Origin of the sequence: Vibrio sp. CAU 1672 (assembly GCF_029223195.1) — a bacterium.
Taxonomy (GTDB): Bacteria; Pseudomonadota; Gammaproteobacteria; order Enterobacterales; family Vibrionaceae; genus Vibrio.
On sequence record NZ_JARHUF010000006.1, the window covers coordinates 51,524 to 73,637 of the forward strand.

The 22,114-nt window shown below is 51.7% G+C and carries 11 protein-coding genes, 3 tRNA genes and 1 other RNA gene; 9 read left to right on the top strand and 6 right to left on the bottom strand.

Annotation, left to right across the window (positions count from 1 at the left end):
- Positions 1-2 precede the first annotated feature (2 nt).
- From P2G85_RS07750 to P2G85_RS07760, 3 genes are all read right to left on the bottom strand, one after another.
- Positions 3-84, bottom strand: a tRNA-Tyr gene (locus P2G85_RS07750).
- Positions 85-154: 70 nt separating this feature from the next.
- Positions 155-239: transfer RNA gene (locus P2G85_RS07755), tRNA-Tyr, on the bottom strand.
- Positions 240-311: 72 nt separating this feature from the next.
- A tRNA-Tyr gene (locus P2G85_RS07760) sits at positions 312-396 on the bottom strand.
- Positions 397-679: 283 nt separating this feature from the next.
- Between P2G85_RS07760 and P2G85_RS07765 the strand changes: the two genes are divergently transcribed.
- The 3 genes from P2G85_RS07765 (at position 680) to P2G85_RS07775 (ending at position 5,486) form a co-directional block, all read left to right on the top strand.
- A complete protein-coding gene (locus P2G85_RS07765; RefSeq protein WP_275863526.1) occupies positions 680-1,774 on the top strand; it encodes an efflux RND transporter periplasmic adaptor subunit in 1,095 nt (364 codons plus the stop codon).
- Positions 1,774-4,887, top strand: a complete 3,114-nt coding sequence (vexH, locus tag P2G85_RS07770) for a vibriobactin export RND transporter permease subunit VexH (RefSeq protein ID WP_275863527.1) — start codon at positions 1,774-1,776, stop codon at positions 4,885-4,887. The genes P2G85_RS07765 and vexH overlap by 1 nt, the downstream gene beginning before the upstream one ends.
- Positions 4,888-5,168: 281 nt before the next feature.
- Positions 5,169-5,486: a DUF1244 domain-containing protein gene (locus P2G85_RS07775; protein WP_275863528.1), complete on the top strand. Its 318-nt coding sequence runs from the start codon at positions 5,169-5,171 to the stop codon at positions 5,484-5,486.
- A gap of 67 nt (positions 5,487-5,553) precedes the next feature.
- Here P2G85_RS07775 and P2G85_RS07780 read toward each other — a convergent pair whose 3' ends face one another.
- Complete coding sequence (locus P2G85_RS07780; RefSeq protein WP_275863529.1) at positions 5,554-6,648, bottom strand: PLP-dependent cysteine synthase family protein; 1,095 nt, start codon at positions 6,646-6,648, stop codon at positions 5,554-5,556.
- A 145-nt stretch (positions 6,649-6,793) separates the two neighbouring features.
- On the opposite strand from P2G85_RS07780, the gene P2G85_RS07785 reads away from it, so the two are divergent.
- The gene (locus P2G85_RS07785; protein ID WP_275863530.1) at positions 6,794-7,261 is read left to right on the top strand and encodes an Lrp/AsnC family transcriptional regulator; all 468 of its coding nucleotides are present in this window, start codon (positions 6,794-6,796) and stop codon (positions 7,259-7,261) included.
- Positions 7,262-7,640: 379 nt separating this feature from the next.
- Positions 7,641-10,685, top strand: a complete 3,045-nt coding sequence (locus P2G85_RS07790; protein WP_275863531.1) for a cadherin repeat domain-containing protein — start codon at positions 7,641-7,643, stop codon at positions 10,683-10,685.
- Between the two features lie 49 nt (positions 10,686-10,734).
- Here P2G85_RS07790 and tesB read toward each other — a convergent pair whose 3' ends face one another.
- On the bottom strand, positions 10,735-11,595 hold the full coding sequence (tesB, locus tag P2G85_RS07795) for an acyl-CoA thioesterase II (protein ID WP_275863532.1): 861 nt from the start codon (positions 11,593-11,595) through the stop codon (positions 10,735-10,737).
- Between the two features lie 167 nt (positions 11,596-11,762).
- Between tesB and P2G85_RS07800 the strand changes: the two genes are divergently transcribed.
- Positions 11,763-12,272: a YbaY family lipoprotein gene (locus P2G85_RS07800; protein WP_345795426.1), complete on the top strand. Its 510-nt coding sequence runs from the start codon at positions 11,763-11,765 to the stop codon at positions 12,270-12,272.
- Positions 12,273-12,299: 27 nt separating this feature from the next.
- Here P2G85_RS07800 and P2G85_RS07805 read toward each other — a convergent pair whose 3' ends face one another.
- On the bottom strand, positions 12,300-12,602 hold the full coding sequence (locus P2G85_RS07805; RefSeq protein ID WP_275863533.1) for an MGMT family protein: 303 nt from the start codon (positions 12,600-12,602) through the stop codon (positions 12,300-12,302).
- 265 nt (positions 12,603-12,867) lie between these two features.
- Here P2G85_RS07805 and P2G85_RS07810 point away from each other — a divergent pair, with 265 nt between their 5' ends.
- The 3 genes from P2G85_RS07810 to P2G85_RS07820 all read left to right on the top strand — a co-directional run bounded on the left by P2G85_RS07810 (position 12,868) and on the right by P2G85_RS07820 (position 22,108).
- Complete coding sequence (locus tag P2G85_RS07810; protein ID WP_275863534.1) at positions 12,868-13,611, top strand: hypothetical protein; 744 nt, start codon at positions 12,868-12,870, stop codon at positions 13,609-13,611.
- 271 nt (positions 13,612-13,882) lie between these two features.
- Positions 13,883-13,979, top strand: an RNA gene (ffs, locus tag P2G85_RS07815) — signal recognition particle sRNA small type.
- A gap of 965 nt (positions 13,980-14,944) precedes the next feature.
- Positions 14,945-22,108: an Ig-like domain-containing protein gene (locus tag P2G85_RS07820; protein WP_275863644.1), complete on the top strand. Its 7,164-nt coding sequence runs from the start codon at positions 14,945-14,947 to the stop codon at positions 22,106-22,108.
- The last annotated feature ends 6 nt before the right edge of the window (positions 22,109-22,114 follow it).

Below are 22,114 nucleotides of genomic sequence, written 5' to 3' on the forward strand. Positions count from 1 at the left end.
GGTGGAGGGGGACGGATTCGAACCATCGAAGGCGGAGCCGGCAGATTTACAGTCTGCTCCCTTTGGCCACTCGGGAACCCCTCCAGGGTATTTTTATCCTTAGCTGTTGTTTTCCCAACACGACAACCAAGCGTTTCTCTTCACAGAGAGAATATGGTGGAGGGGGACGGATTCGAACCATCGAAGGCGGAGCCGGCAGATTTACAGTCTGCTCCCTTTGGCCACTCGGGAACCCCTCCAGGGTATTTTTATCCTTAGCTGTTGTTTTCCCAACACGAACAACCAAGCGTTTTCTCTTTACAGAGAGAATATGGTGGAGGGGGACGGATTCGAACCATCGAAGGCGGAGCCGGCAGATTTACAGTCTGCTCCCTTTGGCCACTCGGGAACCCCTCCAGGGTATTTTTATACTTAAGCGCTGTTTTCCCAACGCATCACTCAAGTGCGGAGCGCATCATAGCAAACTCGTTTGGGCTGTAAAGCGTTTTTCTTGCGTTTTTGAGTTGAATGCTGCCTTTTTGGGCAAAGATGCCAGAAATTCAGCATTTTGTTTGTCCGCTGTCCACTATTGCAACGTTTTTTTCATCAGATTTACACTACTTGACGTTCCAGAACGGATCAGCTGATAAAATGCAGGCAGTTTAATAACATAACTCAGAACATCCAGTATTAAAAAACTATGAACATCAAATCCATTGTATCAGGATTAACCCTTTCTATTTTACTGGCCTCACCAGCTGCGATGGCGGCAAAACGTGCCCCGACAGCAGTAACGGTGGTAACAGAGCAGGTAGAAACGCATGAGGTTAATCAGTCTCTGTCTCTGATCGGCAAGTTAGTGGCCGCCGAGTCGGTGATCATCGCCGCTGAAGTGGCGGGCAAAGTAACCCAAATTGTCGCTCAGCCGAACCAAAGTGTGACCGAGGGCGAGCTGCTGATCAAGCTCGACGACGATAAAGCCCGGGCAGCGGTGAACGAAGCCAGTGCGTACCTTAACGACGAGCGACGCAAGCTGAAAGAGTTCCAGCGGTTGGTAAAGCGTAATGCCATCACACAAACGGAAATTGATGCGCAGAAAGCCAGCGTTCAGATTGCGGAAGCGCGGCTTGATGCGGCTAAAGCTAATCTGAGTGATCTGCATATCCGCGCACCTTTTGCCGGTACGGTGGGGTTGATTGATTTTAGCCGCGGCAAAATGGTCAGTGCCGGGACCGAACTGCTGGCACTGGATGACCTGTCGGTTATGGAGCTGGACTTACAAGTTCCCGAGCGATACCTGTCACAGCTGTCTATCGGCATGCAGGTCCATGCTACTACCCGAGCATGGAACGATCAGGAGTTTGTCGGCAAAGTGGTCGGCATTGATACCCGGATCAGTGCAGAAACCCTGAACTTGCGCGTACGGATCCTGTTTGATAATCCGGAACAGCAGCTCAAACCCGGGATGCTGATGAACGCGACGTTGGCTTTCCCCGCCATTGAGGCGGCGATTATCCCGGTACAGGCGCTGGAGTATTCCGGTACCAAGCGTTATGTCTATGTCGTGGACGAGCAGAGCCGTGCGTCCCGCCGTGAGGTGATTCTCGGGGCACGGGTCGGCAATCAAGTGGTGATAGAGTCCGGGGTAGAGATTGGCGACACAATTGTGGTTCAGGGTATCGTTAATATGCGCGACGGCGTCACAGTGAAGGAGATCATCGCCCCGTCCTCCAAGGCTTCAACATCGCCAGAGCCACGCGGCAGCAACCAGCAGGCTGCTAAGGGTGTGAACTGATGTTGCTTTCCGATATTTCTGTTAAAAGGCCGGTCGCCGCACTGGTCTTAAGTATGTTGCTGTGTGTGTTTGGTTTTGTCTCGTTTACCAAGCTTGCCGTGCGTGAGATGCCGGACATTGAGAACCCGGTCGTGTCTATCAGCACCCGCTACGAGGGCGCGTCGGCAACGATCATTGAAAGCCAGATCACCTCGGTGCTGGAAGATCAGCTTTCCGGGATCAGCGGTGTCGATGAAATAAGTTCGACAACCCGCAATAGCATGTCGCGTATCACGATTACCTTCGAGCTGGGTTATGACCTGAATACCGGTGTCAGCGACGTGCGTGATGCGGTGGCGCGGGCGCAACGGGCTTTGCCGGATGAGGCTGATGATCCGATTGTGTATAAGAATAACGGCAGCGGTGAGGCGTCAGTTTACATTAACCTGAGCTCTGCTGAGATGGACCGGACCCAACTGACGGACTACGCAGAACGGGTACTGATGGATCGTTTCAGTTTGATCTCGGGGGTCAGCTCAATCAACTTGTCTGGCGGGCTGTATAAAGTGATGTATGTCCAGTTAAAGCCGGACCTGATGGCCGGGCGGGCAGTCACTGCCACGGACATTACTTCGGCGCTGCGGGCAGAAAACCTGGAAAGCCCTGGCGGTGAAGTGCGTAATGATTCGACCGTGATGTCGGTGCGCACCGCCCGAACCTACCAGACACCGGAAGATTTCCAGTATTTGGTGGTCAAGCGCGCCAGCGACAATACGCCCATTTACCTAAAAGATGTGGCGGATGTTTATATCGGTGCGGAGAACGAAAACTCAACCTTTAAAAGTGACGGCGTGGTGAACGTCAGCTTAGGCATCGTGGCACAATCGGATGCCAACCCTCTGGAAGTGGCACAGCGCGTACGGAAAGAGGTGGACAACATCCAGCAATTCCTGCCGGAAGGGACGCGTCTTGCTATCGATTATGATGCGACGGTGTTTATCGAGCGTTCGATTGAAGAAGTGTATAACACCCTGTTTATTACCGGCGGACTGGTGATCCTGGTACTGTACATCTTTATCGGTCAGGCCAGGGCGACCTTGATCCCGGCCGTGACGGTACCGGTGTCACTGATCTCCTCATTCATTGCTGCGTACTATTTCGGTTTTTCGATTAACCTGATCACCCTGATGGCACTGATCCTGTCAATTGGCCTGGTGGTGGATGACGCGATTGTTGTGGTGGAAAACATCTTCCACCATATTGAACGCGGCGAATCACCGCTGCTGGCGGCTTATAAAGGCGCCAGAGAAGTGGGGTTTGCGGTGATTGCCACTACCCTGGTACTGGTGATGGTTTTTCTGCCGATCTCTTTTATGGACGGCATGGTCGGTCTGCTGTTTACTGAGTTCTCGGTACTGCTGGCGATGGCGGTGATTTTTTCTTCATTGATCGCCCTGACCTTAACGCCGGTACTGGGGAGCCAGATCCTTAAGGCCAATGTAAAACCAAACCGCTTTAATCAGGGGGTAGACCGGCTGTTTAGCAAACTCGAGCGGGGTTATCGCAGTGCGCTGCAAGGGGCGCTGAAACTGCGTTGGCTGGCACCGCTGGTGATCCTGGGCTGTGTTGGCGGCAGTTATGTGCTGATGAACCAAGTCCCGGCGCAACTCGCGCCGCAAGAAGATCGCGGGGTGATTTTTGCCTTTGTCCGTGGTGCAGATGCCACCTCGTATAACCGGATGTCAGCGAACATGGACATCGTTGAAGATCGTTTGATGCCGCTACTCGGTCAGGGCTTTTTGAAATCGTTCAGTATCCAGACCCCGGCATTTGGCGGACAGGCTGGTGACCAGACCGGTTTTGTGATCATGACTCTGGAAGACTGGAATGATCGCAGCGTGACGGCAGGTCAAGCGCTAAATGAGGTGCGTAAAGCGCTGGCTGGCATTCCGGATGTGCGGGTGTTCCCGTTTATGCCGGGCTTTCGTGGTGGCTCCAGTGAACCGGTACAGTTTGTGTTGGGTGGCTCGGACTATGATGAACTGCTCAAGTGGGCTGAACTGATCAAAACCCGCGCCGAAGAGTCGCCGATGATGGAAGGCGCGGAACTGAACTATTCAGAGAAAACCCCGGAACTGTTAGTGACAGTCGATAAGCACCGGGCGGCAGAGCTGGGCATTAGTATTAAAGAGATCTCGGATACGCTGGAAATTATGCTAGGCGGCAGAAGTGCCACGACGTTCGTCGAGCGTGGTGAAGAGTATGATGTCTATCTGCGTGGTGATGAGAATAGCTTTAATAATGCCGCAGATTTAAGTCAGATCTACCTACGTACCTCCGGCGGGGAGCTGGTAACTTTAGACACGGTTACTACGGTGGATGAAGTGGCCGCATCGATCCGTTTATCGCATTACAATAAGCAGAAAGCGATCACCATATCGGCTAACCTGACCGATGGGTACACCCTCGGTGAGGCGTTGAACTTCCTCGATGGTGTGGCGATTGACAGTCTGCCGGCTGATATTTCGGTCAGCTATTCCGGCGAGTCCAAAGACTTTAAGGAAAACCAGTCCAGTGTCGCGATGGTGTTTGCCCTGGCGTTGTTGGTCGCCTATCTGGTGCTGGCGGCTCAGTTTGAGAGTTTTATTAACCCTCTGGTGGTGATGCTCACGGTGCCGATGGGTGTGTTTGGTGGCTTTATTGGCCTGATGGTGATGGGCCAGGGCATGAACATTTACAGCCAGATCGGGATGATCATGCTGATCGGCATGGTGACCAAAAACGGTATTTTGATTGTGGAGTTTGCCAACCAGTTGCGTGACCGTGGGATCGAGTTTGAAAAGGCGATCATTGATGCCGCGGCGCGTCGTCTTCGTCCGATCATGATGACCGCGTTTACCACGCTGGCCGGGGCCATCCCATTGATTTTTGCATCCGGAGCGGGTTATGAAAGCCGCGTTGCAGTGGGTACGGTGATCTTCTTCGGTATGGGCTTTGCCACTTTAGTCACGTTGTTTGTCATTCCGGCTATGTACCGACTTCTCTCTGCGCATACCCGTGCTCCGGGTTATGTGGAAGCTGAGCTGAACAAAGCACTCAGCCATGACAATAAGGGCCGGGTGGCGCACCCGTAACCCGATTTCCAGTCTGTCAAAAAGGCCGGGCATTTACTGCCCGGTTTTTTTGTGGGGGAAGCTGATTAAGCCGTTTAATCAACCTGTGCCCGAACTGTGCCGGCCGGCTTGATCAGAGGATGGACGATGAATTACCATCGGGTTATCAGATGGTTGGTGTATTGTTGCGCTCGATGGGGGTGGTTAACATTCCAGAGTGACGTCAGGCCGGCCAGCTCCGCTTTGTGGTTCGGTTTACATTCGCCCTAACCGGAGATAATCAATAATAACAGGAGAGTAAAGTGGCACAGTTTAAATACAAAAACCTCACTCAGGAGGAACAGGATAAGTTAGACGCGGCGACGTTTCGCCGTTTGCTGGCACATTTGGATCAAAACAAACAGGTACAGAACATTGATCTGATGATCCAGGCGGGTTTCTGCCGTAACTGCTTCAGCAAATGGTATAAGGCGGAAGCGGAAGCGCTGGGTTTGGCGATTGATATTGATGATGCGCGTGAGCGGGTGTATGGCATGACTTATGAAGAGTGGAAACAGAATCATCAGCCGCCGGCGACGCCTGAGCAGTTAGCCGCCTTTGAAGCGCGTCAGAAAAAGTAACCCACTGGAATAACCAAGTAAAACAGCCCGTAGTGACGGGCTGTTTTGTTATCGGCTGAATTGGCGGTTAAGCCGTCACTGGGCCGCAACAGGCCGGCTCAACACAGCCTTTGGCCTGAATGATTTCCAGTTGGGCAAGGTAAGGCTGAATGTCACCAATGTGTTCTTTTACCCAGTCCATGTCGTAGTAGCTGTCTAAATAGCGCTCTCCTGAATCACACAGCAGGGTGACGATGGAGCCGTTTTCACCACGTTGTTTCATTTCGCAGGCGAGCTGCAGCACACCATAAAGGTTTGTCCCCGTGGATGCACCGACTTTACGCCCAATCAGGTTGGATACCCAGTGGGCCGTTGCGACGCTGGCGGCATCCGGAATTTTACGCATTTCATCAACAACACCGGCAATGAAGCTGGGTTCTACCCGAGGGCGGCCAATCCCTTCGATCTTACTGCCGTTGTCCCCCTTAATACTGGTATCCCCTGACCGATAAGAGTCGTAAAAGACCGAATTATCAGGGTCCACCACACACAGTTTGGTGTCGTACTTCTGGTAACGGATAAAGCGGCCGATGGTGGCTGAGGTACCGCCGGTGCCAGGGCTCATGACAATCCAGTTCGGGATAGGGTGATCTTCCAGTTTCATCTGGCTGAAGATGGAGTTGGCAATGTTATTGTTGCCGCGCCAGTCGGTGGCACGCTCGGCATAAGTAAACTGATCCATGTAGTGGCCATTGAGTTCTTTGGCCAGACGGCGAGACTCGTCGTAAATCTGATCGGAGCGGTCTACCAGGTGGGCTTTACCCCCGTAAAATTCGATTTGTTCGATTTTCTTACGTGCCGTGCTCTTTGGCATTACGGCAATAAATGGCAGACCAAGCAGGCGCGCAAAATAGGCTTCAGACACCGCAGTACTGCCGGATGACGCTTCAATCACGGTTGTTTCCGGTCCAATCCAGCCATTACAGATCGCATACAGAAACAGAGAGCGGGCCAGGCGGTGCTTGAGCGAGCCGGTCGGATGGGTGCTTTCATCCTTCAAATAAATGTCGATACCGTCAAGAGAAGGCAAGTCGAGCTTAAACAGGTGAGTATCGGCAGAGCGTTGGAAGTCTGCTTCAATTTTACGCACGGCATTGTTGATCCAGTTGTGGTCAGTACACATCGCGTTGTTCCTTAAAAATTCGTAGGGTCGTTGTTTTTGTTTATAGGAATAATCTACCTGTGTTGAGAGAGAAAAACTTTACTATTATTGTTTTGTTATGCAGCATACGGAGAATAATTTTCTCCATTGATGATATTTTCTAGTAATGAGTTTAGATAAAACAGACCGACAGTTACTGTCTTTACTCCAGGCTGATGGCACGCTGTCGTTGAACGACCTGGCTGAACGCGTCAACCTGACCACCACCCCATGTTGGAAACGGCTCAAGAAGCTGGAAGATGAAGGGGTTATTGAAAAACGGGTGGCTCTGCTCAGCGCGGAGAAACTCGGTTTGTCTTTTATAGCGTTTGTGCAATTAAAGACCAGTGATCACTCCGAGGCATGGTATCACCGCTTTGTGACCAAAGTGAGTGAGTTTCCCGAAGTGATGGAGTTCTACCGCATGGCCGGAGAGTACGACTACATGATGAAAGTGCTGGTCAGAGACATGAAATGTTTTGATGAGTTTTACAAACGGCTGGTGAACAGCGTTGAGGGGTTATCTAATGTGACCTCGACCTTTGCCATGGAGCCAATTAAATACACCACCGAACTGCCTATCAGTGGCAGTTAAGGCTGAATAAACTGCCGGTATAAATAGACCGGTGTAACGGATTGTTGTACGCGCCGGGTTATGCATTTGTCCAGGGTAGCCAGCAGCCATTTTTGCGCGGCAGTTTCTTACTATTGAGACAATTGTAAGAAAAACGGTTCGTAATTATCTTATTTAAAATCATATATTTGTGATTGCTTAAATAAACACCACAGCAAGGTAAACGTTTGCTTTGTGGTGTATTGACTCTAATTCCGGCAAGTTAGTGACGTTTTTGCCAATTGACTCCTTTTCAACAAGCGCCGTTTTGCACTTTTCGTGGGCAAAAATGATCATGGCGATTAATAAAACATCGTATTATTATCCCCGCAAACTCAAATGTAAGAAATCATTACAAGACATGAAAAGACATTATTTGCTACTTATTTTAGCTGTTGTGATGGCTGGCTGCGGGGGCGGCGGGGGAGACTCCGGACCCAAGCATCCGGGAACGTCCGGTCAGGTAACCAAACAGAGCCGCCCGCCATTGTTGGTCGAAGATGCGGTGGCCACGTTTGACGGGGTAGGGAGGGTTACTCAGGCCCAACTAGACAATGTGCGAGGCACTGTTACTTACCAGATATTAGATTCTACGCCGGCGAATGTGATTCAAGTCAGCGACTCCGGTGAGCTGCAAATCCTTCGCCCGGGCACGGCTACGCTGCGAGCAAGCGACACCAGCTCGGTTTATGAGTCTTCCGAGGCAACTTTCACTATCACGGTTGAGAAAGGCCTTAACCCTGATCTGGCAGTGAGCGAACTGCACTTTAACGCCACTGAGTCTGATGGCCAGGCGCTGGCTGTACGCGGCCAGAAAGGACAACTGAGTTACCAGGTCGCCAGCGGCAGTGAGCATTTGATCCGTGTCGATAGTGATGGTGTGGTCTACCCGGTCGGGCCTACCGGGCAGGCGACGGTGATCATTGCTGACTCGGGTAACGAGTATTACCAACCCAGTCAAATCCGGGTCGGTGTACACCTCTATGCCGTGGGGGCGGAGCAACTGCGATTCGCCTTATTGCAAAGTGAGTATCGTGATGGTTTAACGTTGGAGCCAGTACGTCTGGATACGGCCGAAACGCAAAGCATCCGCTATCAAATCATTCACAGCACCCCGGATGATCAAGTTGCAGAAATGCTTAACCCGGATACCGGACTGATCTTAATCCACAATGTCGGTCAGGCTACAGTAGAAGCAACCGCAACATACGGTGAAGGGTTTCTGCAGCCGCAGCAGAGCGCGCGATTTGTGCTCGATGTGACTCCGGGGAAGCGTCAGGCTTTAAGTGTCGAGAACATCACAACCTCTTACCTGGAGGATGGGGTTCTTCATCCCAAAGTGTCGCACGCGCTGGGTACGCTGGCGTACCAGATCATCAGTGGCGAAGACGTTATTGTTCCGTCTGACGACGGCCAGGCACTGCGAATCAAAGCGATCGGCGCCGCCGAGGTTGAAGTCAGCGAACACGATTTACGCAATTACCCAACAGGCAAAGCCCGCTTCCGTGTGGAAGTCGAGCGTGCACCACACCCGGCAATGTCAGCCGTTGCTTTAACGATGACCTACCGGCCCGATCTGCGCATTCCATTGCAGTTTGCCGGGCAGAAAGGTGACGTCAGCGTCGTTGGCAGTTTACCTGACGGCTTGCGTTTGGTGGCGGATGAGCTGGCGGTAGAGCAAGCCGGTGATTATCTCATTAGGCTCACAGATGACGGCGGAGATTTCTATCAGCCGATGGAGTTTGATGTCCATCTCCAGATTGCAAAGGCACAAGGGTTACCATTGCCTACGCGGGATTACGAGCAGGTGTACAGCAAGGATTACCAGTTTAACCTGCTGCGTGATTTTGGTTTGCTGGCAACAGGCGATCACATTGATGTGGTGAGTAACAGCGACCCTGAGGTAGCTGATGCTATTGCCGATGGGCTTGTGCATGTTTATAAAGCCGGAGAAACCACACTGACGCTGCGCCGCGCGGAGAGTACCAATTACAGCGCCGGTCCGGAGCAGAAAGTGAGGTTTAACATCCTGTCTGCGCCAAGCCGAATTGAGATCCAGTCGGATGTGGAAGAAACCTGGCATGCCTTGCAGCCACTGCTGGCCAAGCCGATCATCAGCGGAACCGTCGGTGAAGTGACTTATCAGTTTGCCGATGGCGCGGCCACTGACGTGGTGTCATTGGACCGCCACAGCGGTGAAATGCATATTCTCAATGCCGGCAGTACCCGAATTGTGGTCTCTGATGCCGGTGATGATAAGTTTACCCCGGGGGAAAGCAGTTTTGCGGTGACTATCCTACCAGCCGACAATCCGCTTTCTGTTACTTATCCTGGGGTTACTTATGCGGCCGGGGCGACGATAACCCCAATCGTAACTGATGGTGAGGTACAAACCAGCTACCACCTGGTTAACCAGGTAACGCCAGTGGTGGAACTTGAATCGGCAGAGAGTGGGGTATTATCCGTGCTGCATGCCGGTGATTATCAACTGGAAGTGACGCTGAGTGCGCGTAACTACACGAGCAAAACCGTGACTGTGAGCGGCACGATCAACAAAGCCGAGCACCCTGGCCTGAGCGGTAATATATCGGCGGTGGACTTTGAACCGTTCAAAACCATCAGCCTGGATTTCGGCTCGGCAAAAGGTACCCGCCACTATCAACTTGCAGACAGCCTCAGCAAGCAACTGGCGACTCTTGATAATGCCCAAGGCACGATCACCCTACAGGATTACGTTCCAGGCCAGTCGATAGGGTTAAACGTATCTGAAAGTGAATCACGTGATTATCAGGCGTTGCCAGAAACCTTGGTTCGCGTTCCGCTGAAGTTAGCTGAATCGGGGGCTGCTGACCAGTACACTTTGCTGGACAGTGCACAAACGGTGGTAGTGAGCACCTTAAGTGCGCCGCAGTTCGCGAAACTGCAAGAAAGCGAGTTTGGTCTGATGGGCGCACGCAATGTGCGTGAGCCGACCGATACTGAACTTAATACCTATGGCAAGGGCAAGGTTGCGTTGCTGCAAGTCAAGCCGGTTGGTGATGATGATACGACCAAGGTTCGTGGAATATGGATGCATATTGCCCGTTTTGACGGTTGTATGGCTGAGCTGAGTGAAGATGCTACCGATCCTTTCCTGGCGGTTGATTTTACAGCACCTGGTTATTGTGACACTGGCAGTACGATTCGTATGACGCGTTTTCTGGTGATTGATGACAGCGGATTGGAGGAAGGCCGTTATGAGTTGACCAGTCCGTTGATTTACTACCGCCGTGGTGTCCGTGAGTTTTTGGCCAGCGACCGAGGGGGCTTTTATGCCGACCCGGACGTGACCTATGGTGACAGTAAATACGGCCGGCCGAAGTCTTTGTATGAGTGGGCGGTAGTGCAGTTAAACTATCAGCACTAAAAGGCGGACAAAGGAGTGCGAGGCACTCCTTTTTTGTGTTGGTGCGGCGCTATTTAGTGTGGCGCATCACCCCTTCCTGAACTGCGGTGGCAACAAGATGCCCTTGCTGGTTGTAGATCTCACCGCGCACCAGGCCTCGGGTATTACTTGCCGTCGGGCTTTCAATTACGTACAGCAACCATTCATCCATCTTAAACGGACGGTGAAACCAGATGGAATGGTCGATGGTGGCGACCTGGAAGTTTGGTGTCATCAACGACACTTCATGGGGATGCAGTGCGGTGATCAAAAATCCCCAGTCGGATGCATAAGCCAGCAGGTATTGATGGATCAACTGATTATCCGGCATGTCGCCGTTAGCGCGGATCCACAGGTACTGCTTGGGTTCGGTTTTTTGTGGCTTTAACGGGTTAACAATGGTGACCGGACGGGTTTCAATCGGCTTTTCGCCGCAGAATGTTTTCCGTAGTTTGGGCGGCAGGTATTCGGCAATGTGGCTCGCCAGTTCAGTCTCGGACTGGAAGTTTTCCGGCCCCGGAATGTCTGGCATGGTGTTTTGGTGCTCAAAGCCGGGCGCTTCACCGTGGTAAGAGGCAGTAAGATAGAAAATAGGACGTCCGTTTTGTATCGCTTTGACCCGTCGCGTGCTGAAGCTGCGTCCGTCGCGTAAGTTCTCGACATCATAAATGATCGGTTTTTCCGGATCGCCCGGATACAAAAAATAACTGTGAAATGAGTGTACGGTGCGGGCGTCATCCACCGTGTAACGGGCGGCAGACAGGGCCTGGCCTAATACCTGCCCGCCGTAGACTTGAGGCAAACCTAAGTTCTCGCTTTGACCGCGGAACAAGCCTTCTTCCAGTTTTTCTAATTGCAGCAGGCTGAGCAGTTCTCTCAACGGTTTACTCATAATCTCTCCTCAACGTTTGGTTTTGTTATGCTTCAATTATGAAACAAAATCAAATGTTTGATAATTTCTAACTTAGTCAGACTATTGTCAAATCGTATTCGCCATTACAGACAGCCGCAGAATCGCCACCTATACTCGGCGTGAATAAATCGTTGACTGAGGACATTATGAATAAATCACTGCTACTTTCTGCCGGATTGGTTGTGGCGCTGGGCCTGGCTGGCTGCCAGGATGCGAACGAGGCAGAAGCGGAGGCTAATCAGGTGCAGCAAGCAGAAACTCAACAGGCGTTACGGCCAGATGCGGCTGCGGCAACTGGTGAAAGTGTATCAGAACCGGTTATGACCGATAGCATCACAGGTACTGTCGCCTATCGCGAACGGATGGCCTTACCACCACAGGCAGTGGTCACTGTTACCCTAGAAGATGTTTCCCTGGCTGATGCGCCATCGGTGGTGCTGGCAGAGCAGTCGATTGATGCTGAGGGCCAGCAAATCCCGTTTGCTTTTGAACTGGAGTACGATAGCAACCAAATTAAGCCTAACCATCGCTACAGCCTGCGCGCTCGGATTGAAGCGGATGGTCAGCTGATGTTCATCACAGATGCCCATGTCGGGGTCATTACCGATGAGCTTGAGACCAAACAGGCGGATCTTATTCTGATACGGGTAAAATAACTTCATTAACCGCGAACCAATGGCAGCTTAAGGCTGCCATTGGTATTTTTGCAACGAGATTCGCCCCTTTTCTGAAACCTCAAGCCCTTCGCTGCGCAGCCGGGCTATCTGTCTTTCTGCATCGGCTCCGGTGAGCGAAATGCGTCCCTGACTGTTGATCACGCGGAACCAGGGCAGGGTGCTGTCTGCGGGAAGGTTGCCCAGCGCCTTGCCAACATGACGTGCATAACCCGGGTAACCCGCCATTTTGGCAATATCGCCGTAGGTGGTCACTTTTCCGCGTGGAATTTGGTGAATTACAGCAAAGATTTGCGTCAAGAATTGGTCCATACTGAAAATGTCCAAGTTATTAGTTACCAATGGATGGTAATACCGAGGCTTGTATTTAGCTATTGCTTCTTGTTCTTATGCACTGCTCACTGTCTGCATCAGCACCACCAATGGGGGAGTTCCGGACAGTAAAGCCATTGCAGCAAGGTTGGCACATCGCTGAGTCTAAGCCAGCTAGGACCAGCACCCACTCAACGACCAGTTTCGACACGGTTTTGATTGTTGTTGAGTTTGACCAGGTTGGTAGGGGAAGCCAGGAGGCGTTATGATTTTTTCTACTGTTCAATTTCTTGTCACCACACTGCTAGCGGTGGTATGTGCCCGGGCGATCAGCCTTAGTGAAGGAGATATACCGGTGCTGGCCCTGATGATCCCCGCGTTATGGATCCTTCCGCAAGGAGGGTTGGCGGGTTTGATCCTGCTTGGAGCGATGACCGTTTATGGTATGACGCTTTCCATGCAACCTTTCACGCTCTCTGTTAGTGTCTTGGTTCTGTTTCCGCTGCTGATGGTGGTGTTTTCCCATCGCAGTTCGCTTGGGGTTTTGCTGACTACCGGCCTGATTGTGCTGACGTTGCAGGTCGGCATTATGGTCACGCAAGACGCCGGTAAACTGGCCGGTTCTCCCTGGGTTACGGCGTTACAGACTCTTGCAGTCGCCGTGATGTGGTGGTCTGCCAGCCACTGGAAACCGTCGCAAAAACACAGCTGGTGGCCGCTGTTACTGCTATTGCCGCTGTGGTTAGCGGATCTGCCTCATGCGGTGTTAGTCGCGCTTAGCCTGACCGGAATGCTGGCATCAATGGAAAACCTCACCCGGATGAAAAGCTCGCTGCGCTGGGGGAAACTGTTGTGTTGGACGCTGCCGACGGTGGGTTTCGCCGCCTTGGTGGTCAACCCGAATATCGAGGTACCTAATCCGGTGTTTGTGGTCTGGTTGTGTCTGCTGGGCACTGCCTGGATGACCGACTATATCCTGCGCAGTACTGACGAGCAGGCTGAGCTGTAAGCTACTATTGGTCAGGTTTTCACCGCGGGCATTTTTTGCTGCTTATCTCTAGGCCGGGTGTTGATAGCCCGGCCTGTTCCTGGCGTTTAACTGTGCGGACCAAGCCGGAGGCCAGCGTGGATACAGGTTGTAGGGAGTTGAATTGACGGAGTTTTGCTCAAACAGTAACAAAAACGGGATTTTCCGTCTTCTGGCCCTTGCAATCTGAAGGCCAATCCTGAATAATCGCCACATCGTTTGAGGCAATGCCTCAAAGCAAAGAATTATGGGGCTCTGGTCCTCTCGCAACAATAGCTCGTGAACTCGGTCAGGTCCGGAAGGAAGCAGCCGCAGCGGGTGACTTGTGTGCCGGGATGTGGCTGGGGTCCCACCCTTTAAAAAAGCCGCTTATAAAGCGGCTTTTTTGCGTTTTATATCTTCGTTATTCTCGTCTACTCAATACTTCGTCGTTAAGTAATTTGATACTACCCGCCAAGATTATCTCATAAGGCATTGTGCCCATCCTTGTACAACCCTCACCACAACTTTCAATCATTTTAACAACGATATCACAAATGGCTCGCAGCTAACTTGCAACGGACCTAACTGCAACTATGCTCATATTTGGATGAGTAAGAGATGTAAGTAGTAATCATGATGGTGCACATTGGCTTATATGGAGTTGCTTGCAGCGAACCTTTCTTAGTTCCAGCGAATAAAGCCTTATTTCTTTAGGAAATATCCGACTAATAAAAATATTTATCGCATGGTGTTCAATTATAAGGAATATAATATGGACGAAGCTAAATCAAACGTCAGTAAAAAAATACTAATAGGTTTGTTATTGGGGACTATTTCACAATCGGTGTATTCAAGCACTGAGGTTGCAATATTTAATCAGCCCAATATTAATGGCTCAGGTGGATGTGGCACTGAGAATGATAACTTGATTGCAATTGTACAAGCTTCCATTGATGCTGGTGCTGATTACACTATTAATGATTCAATTGTTAATTTTACGGATGGTACATTAAAAGATAGATTAAACAATACGGACATTTTTTTTATGACCGATATGGAATCAGTCAGTCCTACTGATGCCGGTTTTTTTCCAGAAGATGCCCAAAATACCCTAAAGAAATGGATTGGTGATGGTGGGGTGATGATGATGACGGGTACTAGTGGGCCTGATGATGCCACATTTATAAATAAGATCTTTGATTGGGACTCGCCTTTTGAGCTCAAGAGTGTGCCTTCTAGCGGTGTGACTACGTTAAATATTGAGAATGCGTCAGGCACTCCTTTTGAAAATTCAGAGTATAACGCAACCTTAGAAAACTTTAGTGCCACTGATATGTTTGATGCTTCGAATATACCAGAGCCCTTCACTCCAATATACGGTGATGTAGATGCTGCACATGTAGGCGTAATTGAATATGGAAGTGGCTACGTTATTTTACTTGGGTATGATTATTATAATACGGGCCCCAGTTGTTCCGTTAATAGTAATGATTGGGTGCAGAAAATAATCCCAGCCACTCTCGAGTACTCCAGTAATTTGTCATCAAAGAAAGCAGTAGATGAGGACAGCACGTTAACCCTACTGCCAGAGGACTTCAGCACCAGCATATTTGAGCATATAAAGGTTACGTCGTTACCTTCAAATGGAGTATTAGCACTAATTAATGTGCCAGTAACTGTTGGAGATTTATTTTACGAAAGTGATATAGAACATTTGATCTATACACCTGAAAAAGATTTTAATGGTAGTGACAGTTTTGATTGGCAGGGATGGGATGCTGAGAAGGAGGACTACAGCGCTTCAGCATCAGTAAATATAAGGGTTAATGCGGTCAATGATGAACCAGTAATATTGATCAGTCCAACAATGAATACTGATGAAGATATCAGCCAAACCATGACTTTTAGCTTCACTGATGTGGATGGCGATATCGTAACAGCGAGTGAGAAAAGTGCACCAAATCATGGAACCATTGCAATCAATGGTACGGAGATAGTCTATACACCAGAAGCAAACTATAACGGTAAGGATAATTTTACCGTTAACTTGGTGGATGGTAGCGGTTTTAGTGTTGATAAGACAGTGAGCGTCACCGTATCTAGTGTCAATGATGTGCCAGTGATTACTGGCAGTCCGTCTACGCAGGTTAATCAGGATAGTGCCTATTTATTCACGCCTACGGTCAATGACGTAGAGAGCCAGGATTTCAGCTTCGTCATTAGCAACAAGCCCTCGTGGGCCATCTTTGATACCGCTAAGGGTACTCTAGCTGGTACTCCTGGTAATGATGACGTCGGCAGTTACAGCGGGATCACGATTTCGGTTTCCGACGGGACAGCCTCGGTTGCATTGCCCGCTTTCAGTATTACGGTCAATAATGTCAATGATGCACCGATAATCAGCGGAACGCCGATGCTAGTGATTGACGAAGACACGTCGTATCGTTTTGTGCCTACAGCCAGTGATGCTGACGGCAATTCACTGAACTTCAGTATCACCAAGAAACCGGCTTGGGCGACGTTTGACCCAACCACCGGCACATTGAGCGGCACGCCGTTAGATCAACATGTCGGCAAGTATCCGGATATCCAGATCAGTGTCTCTGACGGCAGCGATCAGGATTCGCTGGACAGTTTCAGCATTGAAGTGGTGAACACCAACGATGCTCCGGTCGGTCAGGATTTTGTATTCACGCTTGATGAAGCGGAATTACTGTCTGTTGGTATCGCTGAAGGGCTGGGTAGTACCGCCTCCGATGATGACCTTGACAGTGGTGATACGTTACATATGGTGTTGGTGACTGAGCCGGAATATGGCGTGCTGACGTTCAGCCAATACGGCAATTTTACTTATCAGCATGATGGCAGCGAAAACCACAGTGACAGTTTCACTTACCGGGTAGTTGATAGCCAAAACGCAAAATCAGACGAGCAAACCGTCACGCTTACTATCAATCCGGTGGCCGATGCACCAACGGCGCTAGATGATCAGGCAACCACGGCTGAAGATCAGGCTGTAACCATTAACCTGCTGGAAAACGACACTGATCCTGAGGGTGACATGGTCACTTCATCCGCAGCATTGATTAGCCAGCCTTTGAAGGGGGCGGTATCCATCACCAATGGCTATGCGCTCTATACCCCTGATGAAAACCAAAACGGCCAGGATAGCTTTACCTATACCGTTAAGGACGCGGGCCTGAATGAGTCTCAGCCAGCGACGGTCACCGTGACCATCACCCCGGTTAACGACCAGCCTGATGTCGGGAACTTCTCGATTACGATTGACGAGGATACCTCCAGTGAGGCACTCACGATCCGTGAGTCGGCCAGTGATGTGGAAGACGGAAAACCAACTGGTGATATTACCCTGGTTACCGAGCCACGAAAAGGCAGCACAGAAATTGATCAACAGGCAGGAACGTTGGTCTATACGCCGAATGACAACCAAGTCGGTACGGACTACTTCACCTACACCATCACCGACAGTGAAGGCAGTGTGTCTGCACCTGCGACCATCTCGGTGAATATCGGTGCGATCAATGACCGCCCTGTGGCCGGGGATGACAGTGTTACGACTGAAGAAGATGTGGCCGTGACCCTGGATATCTTGACCAACGACTCAGATGTCGAAGATAGCGCCTTCAGTGCAGAGAACATCACGCTGGAAGACCAGGGTAGTGGCGCGGGGAACTATGCCAAAGCCAGCGTAGCAGTACTTTCCGACGGGCGTTTGTCGGTTACCCCGGCACAGGACGAAAACGGCTCGTTCAGCTTTAGCTACATTCTGACCGACAGTGACGGACTGGCCTCGCAGGCCGCAACGGTTCGTGTCAATCTTACCCCGGTCAATGATGCGCCCATAGCGGTCGATAACACCGCTCAGGTAAAGGAGGAAGGCTCAATTGAGGTCAATGTCCTGGGTAATGATACCGATGTCGACCGTGGAGACAGCTTTGATCTCTCCATGGTGGTCATAGTGAAAGCACCCGATAACGGCCAGGTGACCGTGACCGATTCAGGCGCGTTGGTTTATACCGCCAATCAGGATTATTTCGGCGATGATACCTTCACTTATACTGTGGCGGATATCGCCGGGGCGACCTCCAATGTGGCAACCGTGACCATGACGGTGATGCCGGTTAATGATGCACCAACGGCAACCGCGCAGGCGGTGACACTGGCAGAAGACAGCAATGTGGTGATCACGCTCAGTGGCACTGATGTGGAAGACAGCAGCTTGCTTTACACGGTAACTGAGTCTGTCAGCCATGGTGCGCTGGAACAATTGAGTGACAACAGCTGGCGTTATACGCCGGAAGCGCATTTCAATGGTGCGGATCACTTCCTGTTCCGGACCAGCGATGGTGAGCTGGATTCGGATCCGGCGCGGGTTGACATCACGGTTACCGCTGTCAACGATGCGCCAAGTGCCGCAGCGTTGAGCGCCAGCGCAGAAGAAGACACCCCACTGACGATCATCCTGAAAGGCAGCGACATTGAGCAGTCCGAGCTGACGTACCGGCTCGTGACGCAACCGAATCACGGCAGTGTTGAACTGAGCAACGACCAAGTGGTGTATCAAGGGAGTGCTGACTACTTCGGCGAGGACAGTTTTACCTACCTGGCTAATGACGGTGAGCTAGATTCCCTGGCCGCGACGGTAAGTATCGATGTTGCCGCCGTGAATGATCTACCCGAGATCACCGGGACTCCATCCACTCAGGCTGATGAGGACACGCTCTACCAGTTCCTGCCGCAGGCGACCGACAATGACAGCAGCGATACGCTCAGCTTCAGTGTTGTCAACCTGCCTGCATGGGCGCAGTTTGACCCGCTTAGCGGGGCACTAAGTGGTACGCCGGGCAATGGTGATGTCGGTAGCTACAGCGGGATCACGATTTCGGTGTCGGATGGTACAGCCTCGGTTTCCTTGCCGGCGTTCAGCGTGATGGTCAACAATGTCAATGATGCACCGGTCATCTCCGGGACTCCGGCCACGCAGGTGAATGAAGATACTGGCTATCTGTTCACACCAGCGGTCAGCGACGTAGACAGCCAGACCTTCAGCTTCAGTATCAGTAACAAGCCATCCTGGGCCAGTTTCGATACCGCAAGTGGCACGCTGGCGGGTACGCCGGGTAATGATGATGTTGGCAGCTACAGCGGCATCGTGATTTCTGTCTCAGATGGCGCGGCCAGTGCTGCCTTGGCGGCGTTTAGCATTACTGTCATCAACGTGAATGATGCGCCAGCCATTGGCGGTACCCCGACGCTCGTGATTGATCAAGACATGCCGTATCGCTTTGCGCCTACAGCCAGTGATGTGGACAGCGACAGCCTGAGCTTCTCGATTGCGAACTCTCCTACCTGGGCGAGCTTTAATCCGGCAACTGGACTGCTCAGCGGCACTCCGGGTAACGAGCATGTCGGCGTGGCAGAAAACATTCGTATCAGTGTTTCTGATGGCGAACAGACCGTGTCGTTACCGGCATTCAGCATCCGGGTAAACAATGTTAACGATGCGCCGAACGCTGTCGATGACAGCTATGTCTTTACCGCCAATGACACCAGCCGCTACTTACTTGACGTTTTGAGCAACGACAGCGATATCGATCAGGATAGCCTGACGCTTGACTGGGTGAAGTCGACTGCTGGTGATGTCAGCGTGCAGCAAAACCAGGTTCAGTTGGAGATGGCAAGTATCGGCACAGTAACGGTGCAGTACGGGGTTACTGATGGTAACGGAGGTAAGGCGAAGGCCAAGGCGACGGTGACCATCACCAGTAATAAGCTGGATGCCCCAATCATCACCGCGCCTGAAGACGTCGAAATCAATGCAACGTCACTGTTTACCAAGGCGGATTTGGGCACGGCCGTGGCATTTGACAGCACAGGTGCGCCGCTGCCGGTGTCACTGGTTGACAATCAAACCTTCTTCCGCCCAGGCGTGAATACCATTTACTGGAGTACGCAGGATTCAGACGGCAATGTGGCTCAGGCCAGTCAGACCGTGACGGTACATCCTTTGATCAGTATTCAGAAGGATGGTGAAACTACGGAGGGATCGCATCATGCCGTTTCGGTGCACCTTAACGGCCCGGCACCGGTTTATCCTTTGGTTATCCCTTACACGGTATCCGGCAGCAGTGATGTGGCCGACCACACCCTGGCTGACGGTCAAGTGGTGATCGAGAGTGGGACTGAAGGGGAAATCGTGTTCGATGTGCTCAGCGATGAGCTCAGTGAAGGCACCGAAACCTTGGTGATTGAACTGGAACCATCGCTCAATCTGGGCAGTAAGCACCAGTTAGTATTGACGGTTTACGAACAGAACGTGGCGCCCAAAGTGTCGCTTGCGGTATCTCAGGCCGGTGAGCTACGCAGCAAAGTCGTCAGCAATGAAGAGGAGGTCACCATCCGTGCAACCGTATCTGATGCGAATACTCAAGATCAGCATACTTTTGCCTGGACCACGGAAAACAGTGATATGCAGGCGTTGATTGCCGGACAGGAAACCAGCGCTTCATTAAGCTTCTCACCGCAGCAACTGAGTTCTGCACTCTACCGTCTCAAGCTGGTGGTCACGGACGATGCTCAGGAGCCGTTATCGGTCAGTGCCGATGTGTTCGTCGAGGTGGTGCCTGTGCTGGCAGTGTTGGGTGAAGAAGACAGCGATGGAGACCTGATCCCGGATGCCCAGGAAGGGCATAGTGACAGCGACAATGACGGTATCCCGGATTATCTCGACGCCATTGCCGATTGTAACGTCGTGCAGCAACGCGTTGCGGATACCGACCGTTACTTAGTCGAAGGCCAGCCTGGAGTATGCTTGCGCAAAGGGGTTACCGTGCTGGAAAACCAGACAGGTGGCACAGAACTGTTGTTATCGGAACTGACGCAGGATGACGAGGCAGAAAATATCGGTGGTATTTTCGATTTCGTTGCCTACGGCTTGCCTCAGGCCGGTCAGAGTTACCAGTTGGTGTTCCCGCAACGTTTGCCTGTGCCGGCTAATGCGGTATACCGCAAGTATCGCGAAGGGCTTGGCTGGACTGACTTCGTCCAGGATGCGGCTAACTCGGTAGCCTCGACGGAAGGCGAAGCGGGTTACTGTCCTCCCCCGGGGGACAGCCGCTGGAGCGCTGGCTTGACCGAAGGGCACTGGTGCGTTCAGCTGACCATCGAAGATGGCGGTCCGAACGATGATGACGGCGAAGCCAACGGCAGTGTGATCGACCCTGGTGGTGTCGCCGTCCGAGCCAGCAACAATGCATTGCCACAAGCTGTTGATGACAGAGCAATTGTCAGTCGCAACGGACAGGTGATGATTGATGCCTTGGACAATGACACCGATGCGGACGGCCAGCCACTGACGATAAGTCACGTGGCGGCAGACTTTGGCACGGTAACCATTGTTGACAATCAGCTCCATTACTTAGCCGCGGATCAGTTCTACGGCCAGGATACGATTATTTACAGTGTCACCGACGGCAGCGGCGGAACCGGCTCAGCGGAGGTTGCGGTAAACGTGGTCAACAGCCAAAACCCGGTGGCGGTCAACGACCGTGCAGAGACTGATGATCGCACCGCTCTTGTGATCCCAGTACTCAGTAACGATAGTGATCCGGAAGGGGAAACGCTACGGGTGATGTCGGTGCAAGTGCTACACGGCCAAGTGGCGATCAATGAGGATCAGAGTATCACTTACACTCCGCTCCCTGGATTTGAAGGGCAGGACAGTCTGACCTACGTGATCCGGGATCCGCACGGCCTGGAGGACTCGGGTCAGGTTGTGGTGGAGGTTGCTTTGGTCTACGACGCAGAAGTTGAAAATACATCAGGCGGGATGTTGGGAGGATGGTCGATGTTACTCATGGCTTTGATTGCCTGTCTGCGTAATGCAGGCAGAGCAAGGGGGCTGGTGATACTGGCCGCCCTGAGTTTTCCCAGCCAGGCAGAATGGTTTGTTGAAGCCGATCTCGGCGCTAGTTTTGCTGATAATCGCAACACTGAGAGCACAGCCGGTTTGGTAGACAGTGATGATAGCGATGTCTACTATTCGCTTGGAGTTGGCCTGATGTTAAGTGACCATTGGTCTGCGACTCTGCGCTATCTGGATATGGGCCAAGGCAGTGCAACGGTAAAAGCTGCAACTACGACGCCGGGGGAGTACCATCAAAGTGTCGCTCTGGTTACGCCGATCCTGATCAGTGGGGTCGGTTTGGATTTAGGTTACCGTTTTTGGAGTGATGACACCTGGTATTCAAAAGCCAGTTTTGGTGGATTGTTTTGGCAAACGGACATTGACAGCCGCTATCAGGGGACAACCCTAAATACCAAGTTGGACGGTTTCGATGTCTATGCGGGTCTGGAGGTGGGTTATCACCTTAGCGGCCAATGGTCTCTGGGGTTGCAGTTTAGCCGTTTTTTCATTGAGCAGAACGACGTTGATTGCGCGACACTTAAACTGACCTACCATTGGCCGGAGCCATAAAGCCGC